The 17,294-nt window shown below is 72.6% G+C and carries 17 protein-coding genes; 6 read left to right on the forward strand and 11 right to left on the reverse strand.

Going from position 1 to position 17,294, the window contains the following annotated elements; genetic code table 11:
• Positions 1 to 153: 153 nt before the first annotated feature.
• The 4 genes from AC57BS_RS24000 to AC57BS_RS24015 are packed head-to-tail and all read right to left on the reverse strand — an operon-like array spanning position 154 to position 3,947.
• Positions 154 to 2,397: a heavy metal translocating P-type ATPase gene (locus tag AC57BS_RS24000; RefSeq protein ID WP_496413957.1), complete on the reverse strand. Its 2,244-nt coding sequence runs from the start codon at positions 2,395 to 2,397 to the stop codon at positions 154 to 156.
• Entirely contained in the window at positions 2,387 to 3,361 is a 975-nt protein-coding gene (locus AC57BS_RS24005; protein WP_496413958.1) for a DUF8832 domain-containing protein, read from the reverse strand. The genes AC57BS_RS24000 and AC57BS_RS24005 overlap by 11 nt, the downstream gene beginning before the upstream one ends.
• A 37-nt stretch (positions 3,362 to 3,398) precedes the next feature.
• Positions 3,399 to 3,605, reverse strand: coding sequence for a heavy-metal-associated domain-containing protein (locus AC57BS_RS24010; protein ID WP_496413959.1), 207 nt, complete (start codon positions 3,603 to 3,605; stop codon positions 3,399 to 3,401).
• 27 nt (positions 3,606 to 3,632) lie between these two features.
• A complete protein-coding gene (locus tag AC57BS_RS24015) occupies positions 3,633 to 3,947 on the reverse strand; it encodes a metal-sensitive transcriptional regulator (RefSeq protein WP_496413960.1) in 315 nt (104 codons plus the stop codon).
• A gap of 196 nt (positions 3,948 to 4,143) precedes the next feature.
• On the opposite strand from AC57BS_RS24015, the gene AC57BS_RS24020 reads away from it, so the two are divergent.
• Positions 4,144 to 4,761: a helix-turn-helix transcriptional regulator gene (locus AC57BS_RS24020; RefSeq protein ID WP_496414227.1), complete on the forward strand. Its 618-nt coding sequence runs from the start codon at positions 4,144 to 4,146 to the stop codon at positions 4,759 to 4,761.
• On the opposite strand, the gene AC57BS_RS24025 is transcribed toward AC57BS_RS24020, so the two are convergent.
• Positions 4,671 to 5,534, reverse strand: coding sequence for a glycerophosphodiester phosphodiesterase family protein (locus tag AC57BS_RS24025; RefSeq protein WP_496413961.1), 864 nt, complete (start codon positions 5,532 to 5,534; stop codon positions 4,671 to 4,673). The genes AC57BS_RS24020 and AC57BS_RS24025 overlap by 91 nt on opposite strands.
• Positions 5,535 to 5,666: 132 nt before the next feature.
• Complete coding sequence (locus tag AC57BS_RS24030; protein ID WP_496413962.1) at positions 5,667 to 6,053, reverse strand: tetratricopeptide repeat protein; 387 nt, start codon at positions 6,051 to 6,053, stop codon at positions 5,667 to 5,669.
• A 157-nt stretch (positions 6,054 to 6,210) separates the two neighbouring features.
• Between AC57BS_RS24030 and AC57BS_RS24035 the strand changes: the two genes are divergently transcribed.
• From AC57BS_RS24035 to AC57BS_RS24055, 5 genes are all read left to right on the forward strand, one after another.
• A complete protein-coding gene (locus AC57BS_RS24035; protein ID WP_496413963.1) occupies positions 6,211 to 7,398 on the forward strand; it encodes an LLM class flavin-dependent oxidoreductase in 1,188 nt (395 codons plus the stop codon).
• On the forward strand, positions 7,395 to 8,057 hold the full coding sequence (locus AC57BS_RS24040; protein WP_496413964.1) for an FMN reductase: 663 nt from the start codon (positions 7,395 to 7,397) through the stop codon (positions 8,055 to 8,057). The genes AC57BS_RS24035 and AC57BS_RS24040 overlap by 4 nt, the downstream gene beginning before the upstream one ends.
• Positions 8,058 to 8,153: 96 nt before the next feature.
• Complete coding sequence (locus AC57BS_RS24045; protein ID WP_496413965.1) at positions 8,154 to 10,223, forward strand: catalase; 2,070 nt, start codon at positions 8,154 to 8,156, stop codon at positions 10,221 to 10,223.
• Between the two features lie 80 nt (positions 10,224 to 10,303).
• The gene (locus AC57BS_RS24050) at positions 10,304 to 10,732 is read left to right on the forward strand and encodes a VOC family protein (RefSeq protein WP_496413966.1); all 429 of its coding nucleotides are present in this window, start codon (positions 10,304 to 10,306) and stop codon (positions 10,730 to 10,732) included.
• A 147-nt stretch (positions 10,733 to 10,879) separates the two neighbouring features.
• Positions 10,880 to 11,224: a PRC-barrel domain-containing protein gene (locus AC57BS_RS24055; protein WP_496413967.1), complete on the forward strand. Its 345-nt coding sequence runs from the start codon at positions 10,880 to 10,882 to the stop codon at positions 11,222 to 11,224.
• Positions 11,225 to 11,309: 85 nt separating this feature from the next.
• On the opposite strand, the gene AC57BS_RS24060 is transcribed toward AC57BS_RS24055, so the two are convergent.
• The 5 genes from AC57BS_RS24060 to AC57BS_RS24080 all read right to left on the reverse strand — a co-directional run bounded on the left by AC57BS_RS24060 (position 11,310) and on the right by AC57BS_RS24080 (position 17,286).
• Complete coding sequence (locus AC57BS_RS24060) at positions 11,310 to 11,987, reverse strand: maleylpyruvate isomerase family mycothiol-dependent enzyme (protein WP_496413968.1); 678 nt, start codon at positions 11,985 to 11,987, stop codon at positions 11,310 to 11,312.
• Positions 11,987 to 12,625: a hypothetical protein gene (locus AC57BS_RS24065; RefSeq protein ID WP_496413969.1), complete on the reverse strand. Its 639-nt coding sequence runs from the start codon at positions 12,623 to 12,625 to the stop codon at positions 11,987 to 11,989. Before AC57BS_RS24065 ends, AC57BS_RS24060 begins: the two co-directional genes overlap by 1 nt.
• A gap of 125 nt (positions 12,626 to 12,750) precedes the next feature.
• Entirely contained in the window at positions 12,751 to 14,259 is a 1,509-nt protein-coding gene (locus AC57BS_RS24070; RefSeq protein ID WP_496413970.1) for an SDR family NAD(P)-dependent oxidoreductase, read from the reverse strand.
• 22 nt (positions 14,260 to 14,281) lie between these two features.
• Complete coding sequence (locus AC57BS_RS24075; protein ID WP_496413971.1) at positions 14,282 to 16,576, reverse strand: DUF6351 family protein; 2,295 nt, start codon at positions 16,574 to 16,576, stop codon at positions 14,282 to 14,284.
• 62 nt (positions 16,577 to 16,638) lie between these two features.
• Entirely contained in the window at positions 16,639 to 17,286 is a 648-nt protein-coding gene (locus AC57BS_RS24080) for a response regulator transcription factor (protein WP_496413972.1), read from the reverse strand.
• Positions 17,287 to 17,294: the final 8 nt, after the last annotated feature.

Genomic DNA, 17,294 nt, shown 5'->3' on the forward strand with positions numbered 1-17,294 from the left:
GGGTGTGTTGGGCGTCACACTCCCCCGCGCGAAGGCGCGGGGTCACCATTGTGGAACTTGTGTTCACGGGCCGGGTTCACCCCTGTGGGTGGTGCGTGCCGCGGGTTCTGGGCGCCCAGAAACCGCGCTGCTCACCGCCGGCCGGCCGGGCCCTCAGGCGATGGACGAGCGGAACCCCCGCAGCCGCAGGCTGTTGGTCACCACGAACACGCTGGAGAAGGCCATCGCGGCGCCGGCGAGCATCGGGTTGAGCAGGCCCGCCGCGGCGAGGGGGAGGGCCGCGACGTTGTAGGCGAAGGCCCAGAACAGGTTGCCCTTGATGGTCGCGAGCGTGCGCCGCGAGAGCCGGATCGCGTCGACCGCGACGAGGAGGTCGCCGCGCACGAGGGTCAGGTCGCTCGCCTCGATGGCCACGTCGGTGCCGGTGCCCATCGCCAGGCCGAGGTCGGCCTGGGCGAGCGCGGCGGCGTCATTGACGCCGTCGCCGACCATCGCGACGACCTTGCCGGCTGCCTGCAGGCGCTGGACCTCGGCGACCTTGTCGGCGGGCAGCACGTCGGCCACGACCGTCTCGATGCCGACCTGGGCGGCGACGTGGCGGGCCGCGGCCTCGTTGTCGCCGGTGAGCAGGACCGGCGTCAGGCCGAGGTCGCGCAGCCGGGCGATCGCCTCGGCCGAGGTGGGCTTCACCGTGTCGCCCACGACGACGACTCCACGCGCGCGGCCGTCCCAGCCGACGGCGACGGCCGTACGGCCCGCGGCCTGCGCCTGCTCGACAGCCTCGGTGAGTGCCGGCGGCAGGTGCTGGGCCCAGTCGGCCAGCAGGCTCGGCCTGCCGACCACCACGGCGTGGCCCTCGACGACGCCCTGCACGCCGAGACCCTCGCGGTTGCTGAAGTCCTCGACCGGAGGCAACGGCTGCCCGGCCGACGGGTGGGCCGCGGCGATCGCGCGGCCGATCGGGTGCTCGGACGCCGACTCGAGCGCGGCGGCGAGGCGGCGTACGTCGTCGACGGACTCGCCGTCGGCGGCCACGACCTCGTGGACGGTCATCTCGCCGGTGGTCACGGTGCCGGTCTTGTCGAGCACGATGGTGTCGACGCGTCGCGTGGACTCGAGGACCTCGGGCCCCTTGATGAGGATCCCGAGCTGGGCGCCGCGGCCGGTGCCGACCATGAGCGCGGTCGGCGTGGCCAGGCCCAGGGCGCACGGGCACGCGATGATCAGGACCGCGACGGCGGCGGTGAACGCGGCGGTCGCGCCGCCACCGGCGCCGAGCCAGAAGCCGAGGGTGGCGACGGCCAGGCCGATGACGATCGGCACGAAGACGCCGGAGATCCGGTCGGCGAGGCGCTGCACCTCGGCCTTGCCGTTCTGGGCGTCCTCGACGAGCCGCGCCATCTGCGCGAGCTGGGTGTCGGCGCCGACGCGGGTGGCGCGGACGACGAGCCGTCCGCCGGCGTTGACGGTCGCGCCCACGACGGGGTCGCCGGGGCGTACCTCCACCGGGACGGACTCGCCGGTCAGCATGGACGCGTCGACCGCGGAGGCGCCCTCGACGACCTCGCCGTCGGTGGCGACCTTCTCGCCGGGGCGTACGACGAACAGGTCGCCGACGGCCAGCTCGTCGGTCGGGATCCGCACCTCCACGCCGTCCCTGAGGACCGCGACGTCCCGCGCTCCGAGCTCGAGGAGGGCGCGCAGCGCGGCCCCGGCGCGCCGCTTCGAGCGGTGCTCGAGCCAGCGCCCGGCGAGGATGAAGGTGGTGACGCCGGCGGCGGCCTCGAGGTAGATGTTGGCCGCGCCGTCGGTGCGGTCGACGGAGATCCGGAACGGGTGGGTCATCCCGGGCTCGCCGGCGGTGCCGAGGAACAGCGCCCACAGCGACCAGCCGAAGGCGGCCAGAACGCCGACCGAGACGAGCGTGTCCATCGTCGTCGCGCCGTGGCGCAGGTTGGTCCACGCCGCCCGGTGGAAGGGCAACGCGCCCCACACCACGACGGGCGCGGCTAGGGCGAGCGACGCCCACTGCCAGTAGGTGAACTGCCACGCCGGCACCATCGCCATCGCGACCACCGGCACGCTCAGGGCAGTGCTCACGAGCAGCCGCTGGAGCAGCGGGTCGCGCTCCGGCACCTCGTCCTCGGCGGGGGCGTCGGGCGGCGCCGGCAGCGCGGCTGCATAGCCCGCGGACTCGACGGTCCGCAGCAGGTCGTCGGTGGACACCGTGCCGGGGAAGGAGACCTTCGCCTTCTCGGTGGCGTAGTTGACCGAGGCGGTGACGCCGTCGAGCTTGTTGAGCTTGCGCTCGATGCGGTTGGCGCACGACGCGCAGGTCATGCCGGTGATGGCGAGCTCGACGTCGGTGAGCTGCCCGGTGGCGTGGTCAGTGGCCATGGCCGTCACCCTCCTCGGAGTGGTCGTCGCCGGACGGGGCGCCGCTGGACGGGGCGCCGCCCGACTCGACGGTGAACGCAGCCGTACGGACGGTGCCGCGGTGCTGGAAGTCGAGGAAGAGGCGGTACGTCGCGGGCTCGGGGAACGCGGTCGCGAAGTCGATGCCCGGTCCGGGCTCGCCCTCCTCCGGGTGGACGTGGAGGTAGCCGAGGTCCCCGGCGCGCATCGCGACCAGGTGGCCGTGGGCGCCGAGGTAGGGCTCGAGGTCGGTGACGGGCTCACCGTCGAGCTCGACCCGCGTCGTCAGCACGGTCGCGACACCGGGGGCGGTGTCGCCCTCGAGGGTGACCGTGTAGGTGCCCTGGTCGGTCTCCAGCTCCGCCGTGCGGTCGTCGTCGGGAAGGTCGGTCGGCGTGAAGCGCCCGGACACGGCGACGTCGTCGGCCAGGGTGACGCCCTCCCAGCCCTCGGGGACCAGGTCGGCGACGACGCGCCACGTGCCGGGGGTGAGGCGTACGTCGACCGACCACGTGCCGGTCGCGCGGTCGAGGCGCGGGTGCACGTGCTGGAAGCCGGTGAGGTCGCGGCGCACGACGATGAGGTGCAGGTCCTTCTCGTGCTCGCGGGTGTAGTCGAGCAGCGGGCGGCCGCTGGAGGTGAGCACCTGGAAGTCCAGCCGGGTCCGTCCGGCGGGGAGCGTCCGGTCGGCCAGGGCGAGCGTGAAGCCGTCGGCTCGGGAGGTGAGTCCGGTGGCCTCGGCGACCGCCGCCCCGTCGTGCCCGTCGTCGTCGTGCCCGGCGTCACCGGCGGCCGCCTCGTCGGCGGCAGCGTCGTGCCCACCGTCGTCGTGGGCCGCGACGGGTTCGGTGTCGATCGGGCCGACGAGCCGTCCCCCGCCCCACGCCGCCGCGAAGGCGGCGACGAGGGCGACGACGAACGCGGCGACGCGCAACGGGGTCTTCATCAGTGCTCCTGGAGCTGGGTCAGGGTGCGGAACGCTCTCAGACGAGCGCGTAGCCGGCTTCCTCGACGGCGGCGCGGACGGCCGACTCGTCGAGGGGCGAGGTGCTGGTGACGGTGACGGCTCCGGTCTCGACGACGACGTCGACGTTCTCGACCCCGTCGATCTCGGAGATCTCCTCGGTGACCGAGGCGGCGCAGTGGCCGCAGGTCATGCCGGTGACGGTGTAGGTCTGGGTCTCGCTCATGGTGTCTCCTCGGTGTGGGTGGGTCGGTCAGGACCTCACGAGGCGGGCGATCGCCTCGGAGGCCTCCTTGAGCTTGAGCTCCTGCTCCTCCCCGCCCTGCCGGGCGGCGTCCACGACGCAGTGCGCCATGTGGTCGTCGAGCAGGGACAGGGCGAGCGACTGCAGCGCCTTGGTGGCTGCGGACACTTGGGTGAGGATGTCGATGCAGTACTTCTCCTCCTCGACCATCCGCTGGATGCCGCGGACCTGGCCCTCGATGCGACGCAGTCGCTTGAGGTGGGCCTGCACTGCCTCGGCGTTGGCCTCGAGGTGCCCGTGCTGCTCGGTGGTGACGTCGCTCATGCGCCGACCATACCCCTAGGGGGTATCGATTTCAAGACCGGAGCTCACCCGTGGGGGTGGAATCGGTCGTGCTGGCACCACCACGGGGGCTCTTCGCGGCCCTCGCCGTCTACTGTCGCGAGTGACGGTCGGGGGGTCGTCGAGGGGCGATGTCCGCTCCTCCGGTGACGACCCTGAGGACCCCCAGTTGACCACCATGGACATCCGCGTCGCGCTTCTCGGCGGCGACGAGCTCGTGAGGCGTGGCCTCGACGGCATGCTCAGGACGCTCGGCGGCTTCGAGCTCGGCAGCGTCAAGGACCGGGCCCGCCGGCCGATCGACATCGCGCTCGTCGAGACCTTCGGGGCACCGCGGGGCGACACCACCCTGGAGCGCGCGGTCGCCGACCCGTTCATCCGGCACGTCGCGATCTACACGTGGAACCACCAGCCCGGGCTGGCCCACGAGGCGCTCGCCCAGGGCGTCACCGGCTACCTCGCCAAGAGCCTCGGGGCCCAGCAGCTCGGGCGCGCCCTGCGCGCCATCCACCTCGGGGAGACGGTCGTGGCCCCCCTCCTGCCGGTCCTGCCGACCAAGGAGCTGCGGTCCACGACCCAGGCCGACCTGCTCACCGCGCGCGAGCGGGAGACCCTCGCCCACATCGCCACCGGCAAGAGCAACGACGAGATCGCCCAGCAGATGCAGATCTCGCTCAACTCCGTGAAGTCCTACATCCGCAGCGCCTACCGCAAGACGGGCGTACGCAGCCGCAGCCAGGCGGTCCTCTGGGCCGTCTCGCACGGGCTCGGCGCTGAGGTGCTCGAGCGCGTCTGAGGGCTCGCCCACTGCCCACGACCGATCAGCACCTCGCGCAGCACGTCGGGTCGGTCGGTGATGATGCCGTCGACGCCCATGTCGAGGAGCGAGCGCATCGTCGCCGGGTCGTCGACCGTCCACACGACCACCCGGATCCCGAGCTCGTGCGCCCGGGCGATCACCCGCTCGGAGTGCACGGGCAGCCGGCCGAGGCGGATGGGCACGTGCGCGAAGGCGCCGACCGCGGCTTCGGTCCGGCGCAGGCCGGGAGGGCGTACGCCGCCACGCGAGCACGCGATGAGCGTCGTCAGCGAGCGCCAGCCGAGGGCCGTCGTGACGCCGGGCGCCTCGTCCCGGAGTCGTCGCAGCCACCCGCTCCACGCGCCGGCGACGAGGGTCCGCTCCGCCCAGCCCGGGTTGGCCTGCAGCAGCCGGGCCATCGCGCCGATCGTCGCCTCGTCCTTGAGGTCGATCGCGAAGCGCGCGGTGGGGAAGCTCGCCATCGCCTCGCTGAGCGTGGGGACCTGGTCGGTGCCGCCCACGCGCAGCCGGCGCAGGTCGGCGAGGTCGAGGTCGGCGACCCGTCCGGGGTGGCCGGTGACCCGGCCGAGGGTCGCGTCGTGGAAGCAGACCAGGTGCCCGTCGCGGGTGGTGCGGACGTCGGTCTCGAGGTGGGTGAGGCCCAGGGCGGTGGCCCGGCCGAAGGCCGCGAGGGTGTTCTCCGGGGCGAGCCCCATGCCGCCGCGGTGGGCGATGGCGAGAGGTCCGGTGTGGTCGCCGTAGCTGGTCACGACCTCAGGATGGGCGGCCGTGCGGCCCCTGTCGCGCCACAGGGGGGCCTCAGGGCGAGTGTTCACCGAGGCTTCGCACCCGCGTCCGGAGGACGTCGGCAGACGTCCCCCGGACGCCCCGGCCGGGGCCGGTCAGCTGCGGTAGCCGCCGAGCAGCTCGGCCAGGCGCAGGTGCGGCTGCGCCTCGTCCTTGCGCCCCTTGCGCTGCAGGGCGCGGCCCAGCAGCAGGTGGGCGTACGGCTCGTTGGGGTCGTGCTCGAGGAGCTCGGTCGCGACCCGGATGGTGCCCTCGAGCTGGGCGGAGTGGAACAGCGCGCGGGCCAGCAGGAGGCGTACGTCGGTGAGCTCGTGACCGACGTCGCCCGGGTCCTCGAGCATCTCGGTGAGCAGGACGGCGGCCTCGCGGTAGGCGCGCTCGTCGAACAGCGCCTGCGCGCGCAGCCAGCGGTCGTGGGTGGTGTCCTCGAGCAGTCCCGCGTGTCCGCGCAGCAGGTCCTCGAACGGGGTGAAGTCGGTCATCGTCGCTCCTCTCGGACTGTCACGTCCCGGCTCTCTCGTCCGAGCGTGCGCCCGGACGACGGTCCAACGCCGTACGCCGCCCGGCGATTCCACGGAATACTGGGAGGCCCAGCCCCGTTGAAGGTGATACAAACTTCAACCAATATCGGAGGGAACCATGCAGTTCGGCATCTTCAGCGTCGGTGACGTCACCACGGACCCGACCACCGGGCGCACCGCGTCCGAGGCCGAGCGCATCGACCTGATGACGAAGGTCGCGCTCAAGGCCGAGGAGGTCGGCCTCGACGTCTTCGCCACGGGCGAGCACCACAACCCGCCGTTCGTCGTGTCGTCCCCGACGACGCACCTCGGCTACATCGCCGCCAAGACCGAGAAGCTGCTGCTGTCCACGAGCACCACCCTCATCACCACCAACGACCCGGTGAAGATCGCGGAGGACTACGCCTTCCTCCAGCACCTCTCCGGCGGTCGCGTCGACCTGATGATGGGCCGCGGCAACACCGGCCCGGTCTACCCGTGGTTCGGCAAGGACATCCGTGACGGCATCAAGCTCGCGGTCGAGAACTACCACCTCCTCCGCAAGCTCTGGCGCGAGCCGGTCGTCAACTGGCAGGGCCAGTTCCGTACGCCGCTGCAGGGCTACACCTCCACGCCGGCGCCGCTCGACGGCACGCCGCCCTTCGTGTGGCACGGCTCGATCCGGAGCACGGAGATCGCCGAGCAGGCGGCCTACTACGGTGACGGCTTCTTCCACAACCACATCTTCTGGAACAAGGAGCACACTGAGCAGATGGTCGGCCTCTACCGCCGTCGCTTCGAGTTCTACGGCCACGGCGCCGCCGACCAGGCCTACGTCGGCCTCGGCGGCCAGGTGTTCATGGCGTCCACCGAGGCGGAGGCCAAGCGCGTCTACCGGCCCTACTTCGACAACGCCCCGGTCTACGGCCACGGGCCCTCGCTGGAGGACTACACCAAGATGACGCCGCTGACCGTCGGCACCCCCGAGCAGGTCATCGAGCGCACGCTGGGCTTCGCCGACTACGTCGGTGACTACCAGCGCCAGCTCTTCCTCGCCGACCACGCCGGCCTGCCGGAGTCGCTGGTGCTCGAGCAGGTGGAGATGCTCGGCACCGAGGTCGTGCCCGTGCTGCGCGCGGAGTTCGAGCGCCGCCGCCCGGCCCACGTGCCGAGCGACCCGCCCACCCACGCCTCGCTCGTGGCCGCGGGCCCCGACGCGCCGCACCACCTCGTCGAGCCCGCCCGGGCCCGCGTCGAGGAGCTCCAGGCCGAGCAGGACGCCCAGCAGGCCGCCCAGCAGACCACCGCCGCCAAGGTCACCGCATGAGCCGTCGCATCGTCGTGGTGACGGCGGGACTGACCGTCCCGTCGTCCACCCGGCTGCTGGCCGACCAGGTCGCCGAGGCCACGTCCGCCCAGGTCACCGCCCGGGGCGAGGCCGTCGAGATCGAGTTCGTCGAGCTGCGCGAGGTCGCCGGCGAGCTGGCGACGTTCATGGTCACCGGCGGCATCCCGACGCCGCGGCTGACCGAGCTGCGCGAGCAGGTCGGCGGGGCCGACGGGCTCATCGCGGTCACGCCCGTCTTCAACGGCAGCTACAGCGGGCTGTTCAAGATGTTCTTCGACGCCCTCGACAAGGACTCGCTGACCGGTACGCCGGTGCTCATCGCCGCGGCCGCCGGGAGCGCGCGGCACTCGCTGGTGCTCGACCACGCGTTGCGCCCGCTCTTCGCCTACCTCCGCGCGGTCGTCGTCCCCACCGGGATCTTCGCCGCCACCGAGGACTTCGGCAGCCACGGGCTCTCCGACCGCATCACCCGCGCCGCGGCCGAGCTCGCCGCACTGGTGATCGGCCAGGGTGGCTACGCGGTCGGTGGGTTCACGCCCGACCTCGCCGCCCGCCCGCGGCGTACGTCCGGCACGCACGTCGAGACCGACGTGACGCCCTTCGGCGACCTGCTGCGGGGCCACGCCGGCTCGGACTGACGGGTGCGGGTCTGGGGTCCCTCGGGGTGAGCCGACCCGCGCGTCGTCGCGCCTAGCGTCGAGAGGGACCACTCGACCCGCTCGGAAGGACGTGCCATGGCTCGCAGGACCACCACCTCCCAGGACCGGACCGGTGAGGGCGGCGAGCTCCACCAGGCGCCCACGCGCGGTCAGGCGATGACCACCGCCCAGGGCACACCGATGGGCGACGACCAGAACTCGCTGCGCGCCGGCGAGCGGGGCCCGACCCTGCTCGAGGACTTCGCGATGCGGGAGAAGATCTTCCACTTCGACCACGAGCGCATCCCCGAGCGTGTCGTGCACGCCCGCGGCTACGGCGCCCACGGCTACCTCGAGTGCCTCGACCCGGTCACCGACCTCACCCGCGCCGCGCCGTTCCAGCGCAAGGGCAAGCGCACCGAGGCGTTCGTACGCTTCTCGACCGTCGCGGGCAACCTCGGGTCGTTCGACCTGGCGCGCGACGTACGTGGCTTCGCGGTCAAGCTCTACACCGACGAGGGCAACTGGGACATCGTCGGCAACAACATCCCGGTCTTCTTCATCCAGGACGCGATGAAGTTCCCCGACCTCGTGCACGCGGTCAAGGAGGAGCAGGACCGCGGCTGGCCGCAGGCGCAGAGCGCCCACGACACGTTCTGGGACTTCATCTCGCTGATGCCGGAGTCGACCCACATGACGCTCTGGCAGATGTCCGACCGCGCGATCCCGCGCTCGTTCCGCTTCATGGAGGGCTTCGGCGTCCACACCTTCCGGTTCGTCAACGCCGACGGCGACGCGACGTTCGTGAAGTTCCACTGGAAGCCGCGGCAGGGCCTGCAGTCGGTGGTGTGGCACGAGGCGGTCAAGATCAACGGCGCCGACCCCGACTTCCACCGCCGCGACCTGTACGCCGCGATCGAGGCCGGCGACTTCCCGCAGTGGGACCTCGGCGTGCAGGTCTTCGACGAGGCCTTCGCCGAGGAGTTCGAGTTCGACGTCCTCGACGCCACCAAGATCATCCCCGAGGAGCAGGTGCCGGTGCGCACCATCGCCCGCCTGACGCTCGACCGGGTGGTCACCAACGTCTTCGCCGAGACCGAGCAGGTGGCTTTCTGCACCCAGAACGTCGTGCCGGGCATCGACTTCAGCGACGACCCGCTGCTCCAGGGGCGCAACTTCTCCTACCTCGACACCCAGCTCAAGCGCCTCGGCAGCCCCAACTTCACGCAGATCCCGGTCAACGCGCCGCGGTGCCCGGTCGCGCACTTCCAGCGCGACGGCCACATGCAGATGTCGCGGCAGGAGGGGCGGGCCAACTACGAGCCCAACTCGCTCGGCGCCGCCGAGCGCGGGCCGCGGGCCGACGTGGAGCACGGCTACACGAGCGTGCCGCGGGAGGAGGCCGGCCAGGTCCGGCGGGTGCGGTCGGAGACCTTCGCCGACCACTACAGCCAGGCCCGCCAGTTCTGGATCAGCCAGACCGAGGTCGAGCAGCGGCACATCGTCGCGGCGTACGGCTTCGAGCTCGGCAAGTGCGAGGAGCCGGCCATCCGAACCCGCATGCTCGGCAACCTCCGCAACGTCCACGAGGACCTCGCCCAGGGGGTCGCCGACGAGCTCGGCATGCCGCTGCCCGACGCCAACCCGGCGGCGGTCGAGCCGCGTACGGACCTCCCGGAGTCGGCGGCGCTGAGCATCCTGCGCAACGGGCCCGACTCCTTCGCCGGGCGCAAGCTCGGCGTGCTGGTGACCGCGGGCTCGGACGGCGCACTGGTGAAGGCGCTCGAGGAGGCGTTCACGAAGGCCGGCGCCCTCGTCGAGTACGTCGCGCCTGCCGCCGGTCCGCTCAAGCTCAAGGGCGGGCGCAAGCTCACCCCCGACCACGCGGTCGTCGGCGCGCCGTCGGTGCTCTTCGACGCGGTGGCGGTCGTGCCGTCCGCCGACGGGGCCGCCGAGCTCGCCGGGCGCAAGACGGCCTGCGACTTCGTCGACGACGCCTTCGCCCACCAGAAGTTCCTCGGCTGGTCGGCCGACGCCGAGGCGCTGCTCGACGCGGCCGGGGTCACGCCCGACGACGGCTGCCCGGAGCTGACGGCGGACTCGGTGGCCGGGTTCCTCGAGCAGTGCGCGGCGCTGCGGCACTGGGAGCGGCCGGTCCGCGACTGATCCGGGGCGGTGGCGGCCCCTTCCCGGGGCCGTCGCCGCTGGCTAGGTTGGACGGACCGCCCGACGACAGGGAGTCCGCCATGTCCGTCCTGCTCAACCCCTACGTCAGCTTTCCGGACGCCAGGGCCCGTGAGGCCATGGAGTTCTACCAGTCCGTCATCGGTGGAGACCTCAGCATCATGACGTTCGGCGACATGGGGACCGAGGGGCCGCTGGCCTCGCAGGTGATGCACGGCCAGCTCACGACGTCCGGGGGCATCACGCTGATGGGCGCCGACGCGCCCCCGGAGATGGCGCAGGTGACCTACGGCGACAGTGTCTCGATCAGCCTGTCCGGCGGGCCGGAGGACGCCGAGGAGCTGCGCGCCTGGTTCGCCGCGCTGTCCGAGGGCGGCGAGGTGCGCCAGCCGCTCGAGGCCGCTCCGTGGGGCGACGAGTTCGGCATGTTCGTCGACCGCTTCGGCGTCGGCTGGCTGGTCAACATCGCGGGCAGCAGCGCTCCCTCCTGACCCGCCTTCCCCAGCCGCCCCTCCCTCCGGACTCACCCCTGGGGCGGTAACTCGGTGTGACACCGCCCCTCGGGTGTGTGCACCGTCTGCGGGCGGTGGTTGCGTCGGTGGTTCGGCACAACAACCGAGTCCCTTGGGAGGGAAATCATGAGTGACACAGTGTGGAGCTACCGCGACACCACGTGGAGCCAGGACCGCGACCTCGTCGGCTACGACGTCGAGGCGAGCGACGGGTCGATCGGCAAGATCGACGAGGCGAGCAACGAAGCGGCCGGCCAGTGGCTGGTCGTGGACACCGGCTTCTGGATCTTCGGCAAGAAGCGCCTGATCCCCGCGGGCGCCGTCACCGGCGTCGACCACGACGGCAAGAACGTGATCGTCAACATGACCAAGGACCAGATCAAGTCCGCGCCGGACTACGACAAGGACGACTGGAACGACGACTCCCGCGGTCGTCACACCGACTACTACACCCCGTACTCGTCCCGCTGACCCAGCGGAGCGACACGTTCCCCGCCGCCCCGGCCGACACGCTCGGCCGGGGCGGCGGCGCGTCCGGGGCGAGGCACGTGCGCGGTCAGGGTGCCAGCGCGCCGGACAGGAGCCCGGCGACCTGCGGGTCGAGGGACGAGGTGTCGGCACGGTGCCAGAGCAGCCGCAGGAGGACCTCCGCGCTGGCGCGGACCTCGAGCTCCCTGCCCGACCCGATCGTGACGTCCGCGGGGACGTCGCTCGCGACGAGCCGTACGGCCGCCGGCAGCGGGTCGACGCGACCGAGCCGCACCTGCCGGGGGTAGAGCACGTGCGCCACCTCGAGGACGCCGTCCCAGGCGAGTGCGGGGTCGTACGCCGTCGGACGGCCGGCCGCTTCCTCGGCGTCCCACGTGTGCATGGCGACCTCGTGGACCTGCCGGCGTCGCCAGAACCCGGCGCTGCGGTCGGCCGCGTCGAGCGTCCAGGCCGGCGCGTCCGGAGGCGTGGAGGCCAGCACGTCGACCAGGTGTCCGGCCTGCTCGGCGTACCAGGCGGCGAGGTCAGGCTCGTCGGGGGGCGGCGGAGTGGGCTCCAGGTCCGGGCTGCCGGCCGTCACGGCGTGCGCTGCCCACTGGTGCACGCCGCCGACGTGCACGACCAGGTCGCGTACGGACCATCCCGGGCAGTGGGTCACCGGGGCGTCGAGGTCCGCGGCCGCGACCACGGCGGCGAACCTGCCGGTGTGCACGCGCAGGAGCGCGAGCCAGTCAGGACCGTCCATCACGCCTCCCAGGCCGGACCCTCGCCGCCGACGCGCTCGACGAGCCGGCGCCCGACGTGGCCGGCGTTGGCGAGGTGCACGTCCTCGGGGACCGCGGGGAGGTTCTCCTCCCAGTCGAGCAGGCACGAGCCGCGCAGCTGCAGCATCCGGGCGGGGCGGCCGAAGAAGAACGGGTGGGCGTGGGCGCCGCCGTCGCCGTAGCGCCCGACGTGGCAGCGCCCCACGCTCGGCAGCTCCTCGATCGCGGCGGTGATCCGGACCATCAGCACGCCCAGCTCGGCGGCCATCTCGTCGGGCAGGTCGGCGAGGTCGTGGTGCTCGACGGGCCGGAGGATGAAGGACACGGGCAGCTTCATGTCGAGCGCGACGAGGAGCCAGCGCTCGTTGCGCCACGCGACCCGGGCGGCGCGCTCGGGCGGCATCGGCCGGCGGCAGAAGCAGTCCTCCGGGTCCTCGCCCTCCCGCGCCGGCTCGGCGTCGGCGAGCGGCTCGAGCGGCTTGACCCGCAGCCCCTCGAGCTCGAACGGGAAGATGTCCCACCCGGGCATCGCCTCGATCGCGACCGGCAGCCGGCCCTCGTCGTCGGTGGCCGCGGCGACGCGGGCGTGGAACTCCTCGGCGGTCTCGAGATGGCTCATGACGCCGAGTCAATCAGGCCCGGGCCGGAGACGCGCGGACACAACTCCGCGTACGCGGCCTCGCTGAGCGTGCCGACCCGGCGTTGACGGCACTTCTGTCCGCGCGCCCACGCGGCGGGCGCGGGTCACCAGGGGGACGGCTGGTAGTCCTTGACGAAGCAGCCGAACAGGTCGGTCCCGGACTCGCCGAGCACGATCGGGTCGTAGACGCGCGCGGCACCGTCGACCAGGTCGAGCGGCGCGTGCCAGCCCTCGGCGGCGATCCGCAGCTTCTCGTGGTGCGGCCGCTCGTCGGTGATCCAGCCGGTGTCGACGGCCGTCATCAGGATGCTGTCGGTCTCGAACATCTCGCCCGACGACGTGCGCGTCATCATGTTGAGTGCGGCCTTGGCCATGTTGGTGTGCGGGTGGCCGGGGCCCTTGTAGCGCCGGGAGAACTGGCCCTCCATCGCCGAGACGTTGACGACGTAGGCCCGACCCGAGGTCGCGGCCGCGGCCGCCGCCGCGAGGGCGGGCCGCAGCCGCGAGACCAGCAGGAACGGTGCGATCGAGTTGCACAGCTGCACCTCGAGCAGCTCCAGCGGGTCGACCTCGCCGACCGTCTGGGTCCAGGAGTTGTTGGTCTGCACGTCCGGCAGCAGGCCACCGGCGTCGACCGCGGTGCCGGCCAGGTGCGCGTCGAGCGAGGCGTGACCGGCCTTCAGGGCCAGCGCGGTGAGGGTCGCGGCGTTGTGGACCGCCATCGCGTGCTCGGCCGACTCGCCCTCGTGGTGCGCCACCGCGGTGTCGCGCAGGGCGCCGGCGATGGAGGCGGGGTGCGCCTCGGAGATCCGGTCGAAGGTCACCAGCTCCGGCACCGTGTCGTCCGGGAGCGGCAGCGACTCCGCCTCGACGAGGGGGGCGTACGCGCCGGGCGTGCGGCGGACCGTCTGGCAGGCGTTGTTGATGAGGATGTCGAGCGGTCCGGCCGCGGCGACGTCGTCGGCGAGCGAGACCACCTGGGTGGGGTCGCGCAGGTCGATGCCGACGACCTTGAGCCGGTGCAGCCAGTCGTCGCTGTCGGGCAACGAGCTGAAGCGGCGCACCGCGTCCTTGGGGAAGCGGGTCGTGATGGTGGTGTGGGCACCGTCGCGCAGCAGCCGCAGCGCGATGTACATCCCGATCTTGGCGCGGCCGCCGGTGAGCAGCGCCCGCTTGCCGGTGAGGTCGGTGCGCTGGTCGCGCTTGGCGTGGCTCATCGCCGCGCAGCCCGGGCAGAGCCAGTGGTAGAACGCGTCGACGAGGGTGAAGTCCTGCTTGCAGATGTAGCAGCCGCGGGCGGTGATCAGCTCCCCGGCGAAGGCGCCGGCCGCGTGGGAGACCAGCGGGATGCCGGCGGTCTCGTCGTCGATGCGCATCGGCGAACCGGTCGCGGTCCTCGCGATGATGTCGAGGTCGTGCTGCTGCCGCTCCATGCGGATCTCGGCCCGACGCTGCTTCTTGATCAGCTTGTACATCCAGGACGCGGCGCGCTTCATCGTGCGCACGTCGTCATGGTCGGGGTGCAGCGTCGAGACCTCGCGCAGCACCTCGAGCGCGATCGCGAGCCGCTCGGGATCGATGCCGGGCGTGGTCGGGTCCTGCTGCTGGTTCACCGGAGCAGCGTACGGGTGCTCCTCACTCCCGCCACAAAGGCCGGAACGACTGGCCGAACCACCCCAGGCCCGAGTCCTTCGGCGTGCGGGGCAGCTCGGTCCCGCCGTACGTCGCGCGCCGTGCCGTGCCGTACTCCAGCCAGGTCCGCGCCGGGCCCTGGCCGATGCCCGGCCGCGCCCAGTCGCACACCCCGGCGGGGAACACCGCCTGCAGGCGGCTCCACTGGGCGTCCGTGAAGGGCACCGGCAGCCCGCCGGGCAGCCGGTAGGACGAGCGGTCCAGCGGCTGGAGCCGGCACGCGAGGACGTCGTTGGCCGCGGGGCCGCCCGCCTCCTGGCGCGGCGTGGAGAGGTTGGTGGTCGCGAGGTCCGCCCGGCACACCACACCCGGTACGCCGTCGGCCAGGCAGCGGTCCTGCAGCGACGCCGGCCTGCCCTCGACGACCTTCTGGGCCAGCGGCACCTTCCGGTCGTCCTTCTCGACCCGCGCCAGCCAGCGGTCCATCGCGATGAAGGCCTCGGTGGGCCACCGCACGTCGCCGAGCAGCGGGGTCGGCCCGAACCACTCGACGCGGTTGTCGGTGTGGCCCTGCGAGCGCTGGAGACGCAGGTGGCTCCACACGGCGTGGGCGTAGTCGTGCGCGATGCCCGGGTCGGGCCCGGCGTGGTTGATCATCGCGACTCCGCTGGTGTTGCTGAACTCGTTGAGCAGGCCGGTGCGGTAGGCGTTGGCGATCGACGCCGGGTCGCCGGCGGTGCGCGCGGCGATCGGGTCGGCGTTGACGTCGAGGCCGCCGATCTTCTCGTTGAGGTCGACGAACTGCTCGGGCGTGATCCGGCCGCCCTCCAGCGCTGCGAGGCCGTACTGGACGCCGGCGTTGCCGAACGGCAGGCCGGCGAAGCCGCGGCCCGCCGCCTGCTCCTGCGCGCTCCAGACCGACTCCGGGCGCGGGCCGAGCTGGTTGCGCATCAGGGTGAGGATGTCGCAGCGCACCCCGGCGGGGTTGGTCTCGGAGTCGAAGCGGGTGCGGGGGTCGCCGGCGACGGGCTCGGGGATCCCGGGGCACGCGTGCTCGGGGTTGATCGCGCTCTTGAAGAGGCCCTCGTCGGCGGTGACCGCGTTGACCGGCGTGAGGTGGCCCTCGACGTCGGCGATCTGCGTGGGCGCCCACAGCACGCCGGGGCCCCACTCCTGCGGGTTCTCGAAGTAGCCCCGCATCAGGTGGTAGTCGGCGAACTGCGAGCCGGGGCTCATCACGTCGGGGTAGGAGCAGGTGGTCACCAGCCCCTGGTAGATCCCGGGGTAGGCGTTGGCGATCGTGTGCTGCGCCACCGACCCGCCGCTGCAGCCGGTGCCGATCGTGTAGCGGATCGTGCCGTACTGCTCGACGAGGCGCTCCTTGGCCATCATCAGCGACTCGGCGTTGTGCGCGACGTTGCAGTTGTGACCGGTGTTGGCCAGCGCCGTCGACATCACCGCGAAGCCGCGGCGCAGGGCCTCGACGTACGAGTTCTCCAGCAGCGGCACCGGGATGGCGTCGAGGGTGCCCGACGCGTCGTCGAGCGGCGGCTCGGCCGGGGCGTAGCTCGCCCCGCAGCCGCCGCCGTGGGTGATGAGCACCTTGCGGTTCCACTGCTCCTGCGGCCGCCAGGCCGTCCACCGCTTGCCGGGGGTGAAGAGCGTGAGGATCGTGTAGCGGTCGCGGTCCTGGTAGCCGTCCTCGCGCCGCACGACGAACGGCACCGTCCTGCCCTGGTCGGTGGTCGCGGTGTCGACGTTGCTCGCCGGGGCGGCCGGGTCGTACGGCTCGAGGGCGGCGCGCCCGACCGGCTTGTAGAGGAAGGAGTACGTCGCCGGCTCGTTGCACAGCGCGTCGCGGGCGGTGTCCTGGCAGTCGTACGCCGCGGCGGCGGGGCCGCTGAGCACGGGACCGCCGTTGCGGTGGTTGGTGATGACGACCTTGTCGGGCCGTGCCCTGCCGGCGCGCGCCCGCAGCACGTTGCGGCCGTTGTCGAGGCCCCTGAGCAGCACCGTCGAGCGGTGGCGGAACTTCCGCGACACGTCGCGGCCGTCGAGGGTGACGCGAAGCCGGCCGGCCCTCCTTGGCGCGGTGATGCGCACGAGCACGTCCCCGCCGGAGACGAGGTCGGCGCGGTTGGAGAGGACCTGGATGCGGACCTTGCCGCGCTCGGCCTGGGGCGCCGCCGTGCCGGGCGTCGGCCCGGCCGCGAGCAGCGCGGCGAGCAGGCCGAGGGCGAGGGCGGCGACGGACGCGCGGGCGAGTGCGCGGGCGGTGGGGCGGGACGGGTGCGGCACGGCGTACCTCCTGAAGGGCTCGGGAGGTCAACGACGCGGGGGCGGCGCTGGTTACTGGCCGGTCACTCGCGGGCGGGCGACCCGTTGATCCGGACCCGGTCGGCGCGCATGCCGTGCTCGACGCCCCACAGCACCGCCTTGGACCGCGAGTCGACGTCGATCTTGCGATAGGCCGAGCGGATGTAGGACTTGATCGAGTTGAGCGACAGGAGGGTGCGCTCGGCGATCTCCTGGTTGCTCAGGCCCATGGTGATGAGCGACAGGACCTCGGCCTCCCGGGCGGTCAGGCCCTCCTCGCGCCCGGGCCAGTCGCCACCGACGAGCGCGGACCGGCCGCGCGAGGGCGAGACCACGAGCTGGCCGGCGGCGATCGCGCAGATCGCGTCGACCAGGCGCGCGGCCGGGAGGCTCTTGGAGAGGTAGCCGCGCACGCCCTGGCTGAGGGTGTCGCGGGTCAGCCACGGCTGGAAGTTCCACGTGTAGACCGCGACCGTCCGGACCTGGGCGTTCTGCACCAGGTGCTGCACCGCGGGACCGTTGCCCTGGCCCATTCCGAAGGTGTCGTAGAGGGCGACGTCGACCGGCTGGCCGACCGGCTTGCCGGCCACCAGCTCGACGACCTCGATCCGGTGGCCATAGCTGCGCATCATCGCGTCGAGGCCGCGGACGACGACCTCGTCGTCGTTGACCAGCGCGACTCGAATCACCATGCGCTCAA

This window comes from Nocardioides sp. BGA-UO-ETr-FS32, from assembly GCF_059567905.1.